We start from the raw sequence: 13,745 nt of genomic DNA on the forward strand, positions 1-13,745 counted from the left end.
CCGACATTCCCCATAAAAACATCACCCAGCTCAATATTTAACCCACCTTATATATCAAAAAAACATATATTGCTTTTTATTAATTAGTTACATGAGCAGGTGTAATTTTGGAATTCTTAAAAGTTCAAATTAGTAATTCCCTAAGCTACTCTTAATACCGGTTGTTTTCTGTGTTTTCAGTAAGCAAATATCAAAGGGATTTAAACAATGAAACTAAGAATAGCATTATTAGCCGCTATTTGTATATCAAGCTGCGCATCTGCTTATGCGCAAGATACTTCAGCAGATTTACAGATTAATGGTACCGTTAATAATACAGCGTCTGCCTGTGCATTATCATTAAGCTCTTCAGCCTTAGCCTTAAAAGCTGTCAATGTCTCCGCATTACCTGCACAAGGTGGTGACAGCGTAGACGTTAGCCATAGTGATTCGCTTGGCATCCGTATGGTCGGCGATAAATGTAAAACCACAGGCCTTAAGTTTATCGGTAATACCGATAAAACCGAAGGCAATACCTTATTAAATAGTTTAACGGCTGACACTTCCGCAAAAGGCGTAGGGGTTGGGGTCTATAATGCTTATGGTCACGCAATTGACTTTAGCCAAACGCTAGCTCCATCCTGGACAGTTTTCAATGGAAATTACGCTATTTATATGCGCTTAGTAAAACTTACGGGTGAAACCCCAACCATGGGTGACGTTCAGTCATCATTAACGGTTCAGTTAGAAAACCTGTAAGCCTTATATTCAATCATGTTGTATTAAGCATTCCGAGTCAAAAATGAAACAATCAATTCTCGCATCAATACTGGCTACTTTTTTATGGTCAAGTGTATCTCATGCTTCTTTAACCCTTAATGTGGATCGCCTTGTCTATAAAGAAAATGAAGGCGATGCTTCTCTGACGATTCACAGTACAGAAGAGCGTGCCTATCTCATTCAGTCATGGCTTGATGCGGGTGACAGTACGGTCAAAAAAGATTTACCGTTTGTCGTGACGCCGCCATTATTCCGCCTGGCGCCTCACAGCGATAACGTTATTCGCATTATGTACTTAGGTAACGGCCTGCCGAAAGACCGCGAAAGTCTTTACTGGTTAGACGTTAAGGGTGTGCCGGGTCTTAATGATGAAGAATCTAAAGCTGAAAGCCGCATGGTTCTGGCGATTAACAATCGTATTAAATTCTTTTTCCGACCGGCGGGACTGAAAGGCGATCAGGGTGATGCAATGAAGCAATTACACTGGTCACAATCAGGCAGCACAATTACAGCCAAAAATGATTCACCTTTCTATTTAGTGCTGAATAATATTGTCTGCGACAAAGAGACGATACCGGTTTCTGTTGTGGATAATAATACGGTTATTCAGCCGTTCGGTAGTAAATCATTTAAGCTGAAACACGCTCCCGCAGCTGGTTCAAATGTTGAATGGAATGCACTTAATGACTTTGGTATTGCGTCTAATACCTTTACGCAGCGTTTTTAATTAATTAGTTGGTTGTATGCGCTGCGTTAAATTTACATGGTTGATGCCTTTTGCCGTTTCAGCAGTGTGCTCTCAATCGGCCTGGTCAGGTGAACATTTTGATCCAGGTTTATTACAGTCAGTGAATGGGAATGCGGTAATTAACGATACCGCACTTCTCAGCCAGGGTTTTCAACCTCCGGGTACCTACTCCGTTCATATTGATGTGAATGGGAAAAGTGTATTGGTCAGCAGTGTCCGATTTGAAGCAAACAGTGATAAGCAGCTTGTTGCCTGCCTCTCATTCGAGACATATAAAAAGCTTGGAGTGGATATGAGTAAACTCAAATCTGGAGCCGAAGATAACGCACTGAAAGGTGCGTGTGTCTCTATTGAAGAACAGATCCCTGGCGCAAAATCCAACTTCGACTTCTCAAAGCTTAAATTAGAAATTGCCCTGCCTCAGACCGTTTTACATGACGATTCGCTGCAAGGTGTACCACCCGAAGAGTGGGACGATGGTATTCCGGCATTAATTACCATGTATCAGCTCTCTGGCCAGCAATACATCAAGCACAGCAGCGAAACGACTGATGCGCTTTATGCCAACCTCACCAACGGTATCAATATTGGTCGCTGGCGCTATCGTAATAACGCCACGGCCAGTAAAGAAGAGGGCTGGCAGAACATCAGCAATTATGTTGAAACCGCCATTCGTCCGCTGAAAGGCGAGTTAACCATTGGTGATGCCAGCACGCCTGGTGACATTTTCGATAGCCTGCTTATCCGCGGCGTGCAACTCAGCTCAGACGATGAGATGACGCCAGACCAGCTAACCGGTTTTGCACCATTGATTCGCGGGATTGCGAAGAGCAACGCGCGTGTTACGGTCAGAGAAAATGGCAACGTCATTTATCAGCGTTCCGTTCCTGCTGGGCCATTTGTTATCACCGATCTGTCGTCGGTCTCAAACGGCGGCAAACTCGACGTGACCATCACCGAAGCCGATGGCTCCGAAACGCACAGCACGGTGTCCTATTCGAACGTACCGCAGCTTCTTCGCGCAGGGCAGCTGAAATACAGCGTCTCCGCCGGTAAATATTTATCGAGTTCGTCTGGCGTTGAGAAAAAACCTGAAGTTTTACAGTCGACGCTTTCATTAGGTCTACCACTCAGCACCACCCTTTATGGCGGCAGCCAGTTCCATGAGAAATTCCGTGCGTTCAGTCTGGGCTTGGGCTTTGACTTACAGCGTGCGGGCGGCGTCGCGGTCGATGTGACCAAAAGTAAGGGCAGCCACGAGAATATGGATAAAACGGAAGGCGAGATGGTTCGACTCACCTACCGCAACAGCATTCCTGAATCGGACACTCAGATTCAGATGGACAGTCGTTTTTACGCGAACAAGTATCAGTCATTCAGCGACTGGGCTAACTCTGGTGAAGAGTTTAGAGATTCGAATAAACGCCGCGAATACAACCTGACGGTCAACCAGTCGGTGAGCGATGAGCACAGTTTCTTCGCCACGCTTAGCCGTGCGGAGAATCTCGACAACACGGTGTCCCGAATGTGGCAGTTGGGCTGGAATGGCGCGTTCAAAATAGCCAGTTTCTCCCTTGCGTACAGCATGACGCGTGATGACAGTGCGGCCAAATGGGATAAACAACTCTCACTGACCCTGTCCGTTCCTTTCAGCGAGCTGTTCCCAAAAGCGCAGCCGATGGTCAGCCTGACCACGATGTCAGCGCTTGAAGGTGATATCTCGAATCAGCTTGGGGTGAGCGGAAAAGTGGGCGATCGCCAGGATCTGAACTGGAATACCCAGCTCTCCTATTCTGCGCAAAAAGATCAGTCTGCCACGCAAAGCGCTTCTGCGGGCATGAACTATCAAGGTCGCTACGGCGATCTCGATGTGACCTGGAATGGTGATGACCACCAGTCGGTCTCATGGAACGCTTCCGGTAACTTGGTGGCTCACCGCCATGGCATCACCGCCGGGCGTTATTCCAATGGCAGCATGGCGCTGGTTGCGATTCCTGGCGCGCCGGACGTCACGCTTGATGGCGGACAGAACACGATGACCGACTCACGCGGATACGCGATTGTTCCCGATCTGCGCACATATCATCGCAACCCGCTGAATATCGATACGCGTGCCAGCAAAAGCGTCGACTTTGCCAGTACGTCGACGCAAGTCACCCCAACCAAAGACGCCGTTGTGCTTGCGCAGTTCACCGCGATTATCGGGCGCAAAGTCGTGATGACGGTTAAACACAACGGCGAATTCCTGCCGTTTGGCGCACGGGCACGTATTGAAGGCAGTGACAGCGTCTATTACGTGGGCGATCAGGGTCAGGTGTATGTCAACGCCGCCCCTGAGAAAGGCGTTATCAATTTCAAATGGGGAGATAAGCAGACCTGTTCCGTTCCGTTTGAAATAGACACGCAGGATAAAGCGCTGCCAATAACATTACTTTCACTGGAATGTCATTAATACGATGAAAAAGCTCATTTCTCTGGTCTTTGTCGCAGTGCTACAAGGCGTGACGTTCAATGCGATGGCGGGGTCCTGTGCCCTTCAGGCCCCTATTGAAGCAAGCAACTTAACGATTCCTTTAGTGATTCAGTTGCCCGCACAAAGCGCAACGGCCGCTACGGGTACCGTTTTATATAAGAAAGAGGCATCGCTTGCACAATTAACCGGTTCGCATCATCTCATTTCGAATGAATGCGTCAATAAAGTCAGAAAGACGCTCGCGGGTCGCATGACCACGACGCAGTCTGGCTCGGGTGTGTTTAATACCCCTTCCGTTGGGCTTGGCCTGCGTATTACGCTGATCTTCGACAAACCGAATCATCCGCATAAAGAGTGGGTTCTGCCGTTCAACAGCCCGGTGAGCGATCTCGCGACAGATGCCATCACAACGGATGATATTAAAATTCGTCTGGAAGCGATCAAAACGGGAATCATTAAGAGCGGCATAGCCAATGTGCAATTGCCGTCATTACTATCTCTCAATGATAATTCTCTGGTGGTCAATCTGGCGCTGAAAATACTGCCGGTAAAATCCCATTGTTCTATCGAAATGGTTAATCCCCAGGTGGACTTGCCGCCCATTGATGCAGCAACCATTGATAAGCAGAAAAAATCAGTCGCCTATCCGGCCAATATAAATCTGTTGTGCCTCAACACTCAACGCGCAAGCATTAATATTGAAGGCAATAATAATACCGAATTACCGTCTGTATTTAATAACATTGCCAAAGATAATCCCGCGACCGGTGTCGGCGTAGAAATGCTCTATAACGGCAGCACGTTAACTCCCGGTACCCCGGTTGAAATTGCATTACCGAACCAAAATAATTTTGCATTACCAATTAGCGTCCGTTATGCGCGTTTAAACGAGAAAATCTCTCAAGGCAACGTCAAGACGCAAATAACGTTACGTATTAATTATCTTTAACCACGCAAGAAATAAGGAAGCGTAATCGCATTACGTGAGTACGCTTCGCCTATTTCATTTATATTTACTATAAGGATATTTTCATGAACAAGTCATTTTTAGGCCTGGCTATTTCTACGCTGTTTATGGTTGGCGCAGCACATGCAGACGTTAATCCTAACGATGTTTCAGCCACATTAGCGGTGAGCGGTTCCGTTACGCATGAGTTTTCTTGCTCCGTTAAATTGGGTGCATCTGTAGTTAATTTGCAAGCTGACATTGATAAATTGGCAACACCAAGCCAAACAGCAAGAAACGGAATTCAGACAGTGGAAATTACCCTGGACGGTGACCAGGAATGTACCACCATGGCTGAACAAGGAAAAATTGCTTATTCATTCCTTGGCACAGCTGACAACGCAACCGGTACAACACTTGCGAACACCAATGTCGGTGCGGATGCCGCGAAGGGTGTCGGTATTGCTCTTTATAATGTAGCGACTGGCAACCCACTGTTCATCAATCAGGACACGATGGTTGCTATTGCTTCTAATGCAGCAACCGCAAACCGCGTAGGTCTGGATCTGGTTAAGCTTGACGGCCAGGAAGCCACTGCCGGTTCTGTTCAGGGTGCGCTGACTATTCAGATTAACCGCCTGTAGTTTTTATAAACATAAGGGATGTTGAAATGAATAAGACATTGATGGCATTGACCTTGATTTCAGTGTTTATAGCAGGCACAGCGCAGGCGAACGATCATTCAGCAACAATCAGTATTAATGGTTCAATTACTGGTGATAAGACTGGATGTAGCGTCTCAACGTCGAAAAATACCATCACGTTGAGTGGCCAGTTAGCGGGCTTACCCACTCAGGGTGAAAATGCGATTGCCCCAGCATCCCTTACCTACAGCATCGTCAGTGAGGGAGAATCTTGCTTCGATAAAATTGCGTTGGTATTACATGGTGAGGCCGATAACGCCGACGGCACGACATTGGCAAACACGGATACCAGCCCTGAATCAGCTAAAGGCATTGGTATTGGCGTATTTGATTCAAACTTTAGCCCAATCACTATTAACAACAACAAAATTAACCCGATGACAGATATTCATACGATCTATTTGCAGGCGGTCAGGCTTAATGGCCAGGTGCCTGTAGAGGGAACGTTACACAGCTCTCTGACCATCGATATTGTTCGTTTATAAATAACACTCTATTTGAAATACAAAGGGATGTTGAAATGAAAAAGACATTAATGGCATTGACGCTGGCGTCGCTATTTATGGCTGGCGTTGCACAGGCTGAAAATAATTCAGCAACTGTGAATATCAGTGGCTCAGTGATTCCCGACCAGAATGAATGTACCGTCACGACATTAAGAAGTACCGTCGAACTGAACAACAGTAAAATAGCTGATTTACCGACGCAGGGACAAGACGCCACTGCAGGTGCAGCAATTGATTACACTATTGAATCCGGTGGCGCGGGATCTTGCATCGGTAGCATTGCTTTGGTGCTGCATGGCGAAGCTGATAACGCTGACGGTACAACGCTTGCAAACACAGACCCTAACGCTTCTGCTGCCAAGGGTGTAGGTATTGGTTTGTTTGATTCAAGCTATAAGCCGCTTGATATTAATAATAACCAGGTTACCCCAAAAGCGAAAACTGGCGTGCTGTATATGCAGGCTGTAAAACTGAATGGTCAGACCCCTGTTGAAGGAACGTTATTCGGTTCTCTGACCATCGATATTGTTCGTCTGTAATTAACGCTTAATTTTAAAAACACAAAAGGATATTGAAATGAAAAAGACATTAATGGCACTGACTTTGGCTTCACTGTTTATGGCGGGCGCAGCACAGGCGCAAGATCATTCAGCAACCGTAACCGTTCATGGTTCTATTGTTGGTGATCACACTGAATGTACCGTATATACCGCGCAAAGCACCGTCACGCTGAATGGACAACTGGCTGATTTGCCGATTCAAGGGCAAAACGCCACAGCACCTACGGTACTTGATTATAGTATTAGCGCTAGTGAAGGCGGCTCTTGTACCGGTAAAGTTGCGATCGTATTGAATGGCGTGGCAGATGATGCTGAGGGCACGACGTTGGTAAACTCTGATACCTCTGCTGGCGCCGCGAAAGGTATTGGCATTGGCTTGTTTGATTCAAATTATAGCCCAATCACGATTAACAGTAACCAGATTACTACTGACACAAATATTGGACATATTTACCTGCAGGCCGTCAGACTGAATACCCAGGTACCTGTTGAAGGAACTCTCAACGGATCTCTGACTCTGAATATTATTCGCCTGTAATTAAATTTCATTTTAACTACAAAAGGATATTGAAATGAAAAAGACATTTATGGCATTAACTGTCGCGTCACTGTTTATGGCTGGCGCTGCGCAGGCTCAAGATCATTCCACTGGCGTCACTATTAATGGTCAAATTAATGGCGACCACACCGAGTGCAGCGTATTTACCTCGAAAAGTACCATTACGCTGAGCGGCCTGGTAGCTGACTTACCGAAACAGGGCGAAAATGCCACCACGCCTACCGTGCTTGACTACAATATTATGTCCAATAGCACTGAAAGTTGCGTCGGTAAAGTAGCAGTGGTATTACACGGTGAGGCAGACAATGCTGACGGCACAACGCTGGCAAACTCTGACACAAGCCCTGAAGCAGCGAAAGGGATTGGCATTGGTTTGTTTGATAAAAACTTAGCCCCAATCACAATTAACAGTAACCAGATTACTTCCAATACAAATGTTGGACAGATTTATCTGCAGGCCGTCAAGCTGAATGGCCAGGATGCTGTAGAAGGGACCGTGCACGGTTCTCTGACCCTGGATATCGTTCGCCTGTAATAGCACTTATTTGCTTCAAACTTTATTAACGGGTATTGAAATGAAAAAGATATTACTGGCAATGACAGTGGCTTCACTGTGCATGGCGAATGCTGTTCAGGCGCAAGATAACTCTGCAACGCTGGATATTAACGGTACGGTTAATGGTATTAGCTCTGGCTGTATCGTAAATATCACCGGCCTCTATGGGCATACGGGTGTGGTTAAGCTCGAAGGTGTTATTGAGAGCTTACCGACTCAGGGACAAAAAGCGACACACCCAACGGAAGTGACCTATTCCGTGGGGGGCTGCAGCAGTCCAATTGCATTGCAATTACGTGGAACGGCAGATGATGCCGATGGCACCACGCTCGCCAACGTTCATACCGATGACACGGTAGCAAGCGGTGTGGGTATTGGGTTATTTGATAGTAACAACGCGCCGCTGAGTATTAACTCAAGCCTGATGATGCCGGATGAATCAAATTCTGGCAGCTTTAATTTGCAACTCGTTAAATTGCGAAATCAAACGCAAGTTGTAGGTAGAGTAGCGGCGGGTTTAACCATCGATATTGTACGCCTGTAGTTATATTTGGATTACGTATAAATTAAAAGGATGTGGCAATGAAAAAAACATTTATTGCTTTTACATTTTCATCACTGTTTATGGCATGCGCTGCTCAGGCGACCGACCATTCGGCCGGTGTTGAAATCAATGGCATGATTGCAAAAGGTTATTCCGGGTGTACTGTCACTGTCGGCAGCTCCTACATGCAGATTGATGGCGATATTGAATCGCTCCCCACTCAGGGAGAGAGTGCAACTAGGCCAACGAACCTCGCTTATTCTGTTATTCCGACAACGGGTGATGTGAATTATTGCTTCGGCAAAGTCATGCTGCAGTTACACGGTGTGGTAGATACGGCTGACGGTACGACGCTGGCAAATACCCTCACCGGAGAAGGCGCAGCACAAGGCGTGGGCATTGGGTTGTTTAATCCCAAAACTAACGAGCCCTACGACGTCAATAATACCCAACTTGAAGCAACATCAGATGGCGGTGCGATTGGCTTACAAATGGTTAAACTTAACGGTCAAACACCTGTAGAAGGTGATCTCAAGACTGTTTTAACCATCGATATCGTTCGCCTTTAATAACGCCTGTAATATGCCCGACGGTTGGGCATATTTAATAGCCAATTCTTCATAGAGAGAGAAAATAATGAAGAAATTAGCATTATCATTAGCCCTGAGTGGTTTAATCATGGCCGGCTCAGCCGCTGCTATGGAACCGGATAGTTATACTCCTCATGGAATGACTATTTATGGTCGACTGGAAACAGCAAAAAGTGGTTGTACCGTATTAATGAGTCAATACGTTATCAACCTCACTCACACTGACACCCATTTGCCAGACCAAGGCACTGCTGATGGCGCTTCACAAGCTGATAGCCATATGTACATTCAACTCGGTGGCGAGCATTGCGACGCAGAAGAGAACTACAGCAAAATTGGCCTGAAATTCTTAGGTCAGGCAGATAATATCGATGGCTCTACGCTTGCGAATACTAATACCGGAAGCGATGCCGCATCCGGGATTGGCATCCAGCTGACTGATATAAATAATAATATCCTGACGCCAAATGTGACGGTCTCTAAATTTCTTGAGAATGCCAACGCTGGTACTAACCCAACCAACCTTACTGCTTCATTCCCGTTGTATTTAACGCTGGTTAAGTTGAAAAACCAGGGAGTTAAAGCGGGTAATGTACAGACAAACATGACAGTGCAAATTGAGCGTCTTTAATCTCAAGACTTCACGGTTGTCATATTAAGGAAAGAAAATGACTAAACGATTATTAGCAGGCTTAGCCATTTCAGCGTTGATTTCGATCGGCCCTGCAATGGCAAATACCAATCCGGACGATGTCTCCGCTTCTGTTGATATCAGCGGCAAGCTCAGCCATAAACCCTTTTTCTGCAGTATTCTGCCAAGTGAAAGCTCAATTTCCTTGCTTGAACTGCCGGAGACGCTGATTAAGCAAGGTGATAATGCCACGACACCAATCACGGTTCACCTGGCAATAGATGGTCGTGCTGAATGCGCAGCAATGGTTGACCAGGGCAAAATTGCCTATCGCTTTTCCGGCACGGCGGACAGCGCCGACGGTACCGCGCTGGCAAACAGCCTGACTGACACGACAGCCGCAAAAGGCGTCGCGATCGGTATTTTCGATGCGGATAACAAACCTGTGGAAGTGAACACAGGATTGATACCGGCTACCACTGATACCGTTTTTGGCCTGCAGATGGTGCAGCTCAAGGGTCAGGAAGCAGTCGGCGGTAACATCAACACTGCAGTGACTATCGAAGTCGAACGTCTGTAATCCCTCAAGCCCATCTTCGGATGGGCTTTATTTTGCCCGCTAAAACTACACTTCTGCCCCAAAATGATTCTTCGCACATATCATTGATGCGCAGATAACCCTTACTCGTCGTCAAATCTCACGCAAAATGGTTAGCGTTTAGTCTTGGTTCTTTTTTCGCTCGCAACCGTTTGCTTTTACCATCCGGTCAGATAAAATGCCCGCTTTTCCACCGTGGGATTGCCACCGATGTCCGCTAACGCCATAGAGTCTCAAGATGCGCAACCGATTGCGCAGATTCAGCATAACAGTGAATTAATCTACCGCCTCGAAGATCGCCCCCCGCTGGCGCAGACTCTGTTCGCCGCCTGTCAGCATCTGCTGGCGATGTTTGTGGCGGTGATCACCCCGGCGCTGCTGATTTGTCAGGCGCTTGGACTCCCGGCGCAGGATACCCAGCACATTATCAGCATGTCTCTGTTCGCTTCCGGTGTGGCCTCGATTATTCAGATTAAAGCCTGGGGTCCGGTGGGATCGGGTTTGCTCTCCATTCAGGGCACCAGCTTTAACTTTGTTGCCCCGCTGATTATGGGCGGAACGGCACTCAAAACCGGCGGCGCGGATGTCCCCACGATGATGGCGGCGCTGTTCGGCACGCTGATGCTGGCAAGCTGCACGGAAATGGTTATCTCCCGCGTGCTGCACATGGCGCGCCGCGTTATTACACCGCTGGTTTCCGGCGTGGTGGTGATGATTATCGGCCTGTCGCTGATTCAAGTGGGCCTGACGTCCATCGGTGGCGGCTACGCGGCGATGAGCGACAACACCTTTGGCGCACCGAAAAATCTGCTGCTCGCGGGCGTTGTGCTGGCCATCATTATTCTGCTTAACCGTCAGCGTAACCCATACCTGCGCGTGGCTTCCCTGGTGATCGCCATGGCCGCCGGGTATCTGATGGCGTGGGCGCTGGGCATGTTGCCGGAAAATACCGCTCCAACTAACAGCCCGTTGATTATGGTGCCAACGCCGCTCTATTACGGCCTGGGCATCGACTGGAACCTGCTCCTGCCGCTGATGCTGGTCTTTATGATCACCTCTCTGGAAACCATCGGCGATATCACGGCGACCTCTGACGTCTCCGAGCAGCCCGTTTCTGGCCCGGTTTACATGAAGCGTCTGAAAGGCGGCGTGCTGGCGAACGGTCTGAATTCATTCGTCTCGGCAGTGTTCAATACCTTCCCGAACTCCTGCTTCGGCCAGAACAACGGCGTGATCCAGCTGACCGGCGTAGCCAGCCGCTATGTGGGCTTTGTGGTTGCGCTGATGCTGATCGTGCTCGGCCTGTTCCCGGCGGTGAGTGGTTTTGTACAGCATATTCCGGAACCGGTTCTGGGTGGCGCAACGCTTGTGATGTTCGGCACCATCGCGGCATCTGGCGTGCGCATCGTGTCGCGTGAGCCGCTGAACCGCCGCGCAATCATGATTATCGCGCTGTCCCTGGCCGTCGGCCTGGGTGTGTCTCAGCAGCCGCTGATCCTCCAGTTCGCGCCAGATTGGGTGAAAAACCTGCTCTCCTCCGGCATCGCTGCGGGCGGTATTACCGCTATCGTTCTGAACCTCGTTTTCCCGCCTGAAAAGAACTGATCCTCCTTCACGGCAGGCATAAAAGGCCTGCCGTGAAATCTAAATACACCATTCCCGCCTTGAGGATTGCGCATAAATCGTGCATAACTCCTTTATGTGCGTTTGACGGGATGGAAGACCATGAAATTTATTGGAAAGCTGCTCATCTGGATTCTGATTGCGGTACTGATCGTAATCCTGGCCCTCTATATTCTGGTGCAAACCCGCTGGGGCGCGGCTCAGGTCAGTAGTTGGGTCACGGTGAATACCGATTACGAGCTGAACTTCGACCTGATGGATCACCGCTTTTCATCGCCTTCACACATCATTCTGGAAAACGTCACCTTTGGCCGCGACGGCAAACCCGCAACGTTAGTTGCCAAAACTGTCGATATCGGCCTGAGCAGCCGCCAGGTCACCGATCCGCTGCATATGGATACCATCACGCTGCGCGACGGCACGTTAAATCTCTCCCCGCAGACTGCGCCGCTGCCTTTCCAGGCCGACCGCCTGCAATTGAATAATATGGCGTTTAACAGCCCGAATACCGAGTGGGACCTGAGCGCGCAAAAAGTCACCGGCGGCTTGAGCCCATGGCAGCCAGAAGCGGGCAACGTGTTGGGTAAAAAAGCGCATATTCAGATGAGCGCCGGATCGCTCACGCTCAACGGCGTGCCTGCCAGCAACGTGCTCATTCAGGGCGATCTCAACGGTAAAGAAGTGATTCTGAGCACCATCGGTGCGGATATGGCACGCGGATCGCTCACCGGCACTGCGCGGCGCAACGCTGATGGCGGTTGGGTTATCGACACCCTGCGGCTCAACGATATTCGCCTGCAAAGTGACAAATCGCTTCTGGATCTCTTTGCCCCGATCACCACGCTACCGTCGTTGCAGGTGGGCCGTCTCGACGTCACCGATGCACGTCTGCAAGGCCCCGACTGGGCGGTCACCGATCTCGATTTAAGTCTGCGCAATCTGACGCTGAGCAAAGGCGACTGGCAGACGCAGGAAGGGCGTTTATCCATGAACGCCAGCGAGTTTATCTACGGGTCGCTGCATCTTTTCGACCCGATTCTGAATGCAGAATTCGGCCCGCAGGGCATCGCGCTGCGTCAGTTCACTTCCCGCTGGGAAGGCGGCATGGTGCGCACGTCCGGCAACTGGCTGCGTAACGGTAAAGCGCTGGTGCTGGATGATGTCGCCGTGGCAGGCCTGGAATACACCCTGCCGCAGAACTGGAAAACGCTGTGGATGGACCCGCTCCCGGAATGGCTCAACGCGGTGACGCTGAAAAAATTCGGTCTGAGCAGAAATCTGGTGATTGATATCGACCCGACGTTCCCGTGGCAAATCACCTCGCTCGACGGCTACGGCGCAAATCTGCGCCTGGCGAAAGACCGCCAGTGGGGCATTTGGGGCGGCAATGCCACACTGAATGGCGCGGCGGCGACCTTTAACCGCGTGGATGTGCGTCGCCCGTCGCTGGCTCTCGCGGCCGACGCTTCAGCGGTGAACATCACGGAGCTGAGTGCATTCACTGAGAAAGGGATTCTGGAAGCCACGGCGGCGGTTTCGCAATTGCCGCCACGCCAGACTACCGTCAGCCTGAGCGGGCGCGGCGTACCGTTTAAGATTTTGCAACAGTGGGGCTGGCCTGAATTACCGATCGCGGGTGACGGCAACGTGCAACTCACCGCCAGCGGCAGCATTCAGGCGAAAGCACCGCTGAAACCCACGGTGAACGGCAAGCTGAGCGCGGTGAATATGGATAAACAGAAGGTGGAGCAGACGATGACGGCGGGCCAGGTGAGCACGACTTCACAGCCAACGGTTCCACCCTCACCCCAGCCCTCTCCCTGAGGGAGAGGGAGAAAACCGGAGCCAGCCGTAGCCGTTGTTTCAGCTGCAACCCTACCAAACAATCCCCTCTCCTTTAGGAAGAGGGGAAAACCGAACCGAGTGGCGACTTCTCTCTCTGCATCAA

At 49.4% G+C, this 13,745-nt stretch carries 15 protein-coding genes; all 15 read left to right on the forward strand.

The genetic code is table 11. The annotated features are described in order from the left end of the window. The first annotated feature begins 207 nt into the window (after positions 1–207). The 15 genes from AC07RN_RS16995 (at position 208) to AC07RN_RS17065 (ending at position 13,621) form a co-directional block, all read left to right on the forward strand. Complete coding sequence (locus tag AC07RN_RS16995) at positions 208–738, forward strand: fimbrial protein (RefSeq protein WP_478336888.1); 531 nt, start codon at positions 208–210, stop codon at positions 736–738. Between the two features lie 43 nt (positions 739–781). After that, positions 782–1,486, forward strand: a complete 705-nt coding sequence (locus tag AC07RN_RS17000; protein WP_011915353.1) for a fimbrial biogenesis chaperone — start codon at positions 782–784, stop codon at positions 1,484–1,486. Between the two features lie 16 nt (positions 1,487–1,502). Beyond that, the gene (locus tag AC07RN_RS17005) at positions 1,503–3,959 is read left to right on the forward strand and encodes a fimbria/pilus outer membrane usher protein (RefSeq protein ID WP_478336889.1); all 2,457 of its coding nucleotides are present in this window, start codon (positions 1,503–1,505) and stop codon (positions 3,957–3,959) included. Between the two features lie 4 nt (positions 3,960–3,963). Continuing rightward, positions 3,964–4,929, forward strand: a complete 966-nt coding sequence (locus AC07RN_RS17010) for a fimbrial protein (RefSeq protein WP_478336890.1) — start codon at positions 3,964–3,966, stop codon at positions 4,927–4,929. 83 nt (positions 4,930–5,012) lie between these two features. Then, complete coding sequence (locus AC07RN_RS17015) at positions 5,013–5,570, forward strand: fimbrial protein (RefSeq protein WP_478336891.1); 558 nt, start codon at positions 5,013–5,015, stop codon at positions 5,568–5,570. A 26-nt stretch (positions 5,571–5,596) separates the two neighbouring features. Further along, positions 5,597–6,115: a fimbrial protein gene (locus tag AC07RN_RS17020; protein WP_478336892.1), complete on the forward strand. Its 519-nt coding sequence runs from the start codon at positions 5,597–5,599 to the stop codon at positions 6,113–6,115. A gap of 35 nt (positions 6,116–6,150) precedes the next feature. Then, the gene (locus AC07RN_RS17025; RefSeq protein WP_478336893.1) at positions 6,151–6,675 is read left to right on the forward strand and encodes a fimbrial protein; all 525 of its coding nucleotides are present in this window, start codon (positions 6,151–6,153) and stop codon (positions 6,673–6,675) included. A gap of 37 nt (positions 6,676–6,712) precedes the next feature. Next, positions 6,713–7,234 (forward strand): fimbrial protein, encoded by a 522-nt coding sequence (locus AC07RN_RS17030; protein ID WP_478336894.1) that lies wholly within the window; start codon positions 6,713–6,715, stop codon positions 7,232–7,234. Positions 7,235–7,268: 34 nt separating this feature from the next. Further along, positions 7,269–7,790, forward strand: a complete 522-nt coding sequence (locus tag AC07RN_RS17035; protein ID WP_478336895.1) for a fimbrial protein — start codon at positions 7,269–7,271, stop codon at positions 7,788–7,790. A 40-nt stretch (positions 7,791–7,830) separates the two neighbouring features. Continuing rightward, a complete protein-coding gene (locus AC07RN_RS17040; RefSeq protein WP_478336896.1) occupies positions 7,831–8,355 on the forward strand; it encodes a fimbrial protein in 525 nt (174 codons plus the stop codon). A gap of 38 nt (positions 8,356–8,393) precedes the next feature. Then, positions 8,394–8,924, forward strand: coding sequence for a fimbrial protein (locus tag AC07RN_RS17045; RefSeq protein ID WP_478336897.1), 531 nt, complete (start codon positions 8,394–8,396; stop codon positions 8,922–8,924). Positions 8,925–8,991: 67 nt separating this feature from the next. Next, positions 8,992–9,576 (forward strand): fimbrial protein, encoded by a 585-nt coding sequence (locus tag AC07RN_RS17050; RefSeq protein WP_011915343.1) that lies wholly within the window; start codon positions 8,992–8,994, stop codon positions 9,574–9,576. Positions 9,577–9,613: 37 nt separating this feature from the next. Then, positions 9,614–10,156, forward strand: coding sequence for a fimbrial protein (locus AC07RN_RS17055; protein WP_478336898.1), 543 nt, complete (start codon positions 9,614–9,616; stop codon positions 10,154–10,156). A 228-nt stretch (positions 10,157–10,384) separates the two neighbouring features. Continuing rightward, positions 10,385–11,779 carry a nucleobase:cation symporter-2 family protein gene (locus AC07RN_RS17060; protein WP_478336899.1) on the forward strand — a complete coding sequence of 465 codons (1,395 nt, stop codon included), beginning with the start codon at positions 10,385–10,387 and terminating at the stop codon, positions 11,777–11,779. A gap of 120 nt (positions 11,780–11,899) precedes the next feature. Then, positions 11,900–13,621 carry an AsmA family protein gene (locus tag AC07RN_RS17065; protein WP_011915340.1) on the forward strand — a complete coding sequence of 574 codons (1,722 nt, stop codon included), beginning with the start codon at positions 11,900–11,902 and terminating at the stop codon, positions 13,619–13,621. Positions 13,622–13,745: the final 124 nt, after the last annotated feature.

Source organism: Lelliottia sp. GFLA7, from assembly GCF_056490165.1.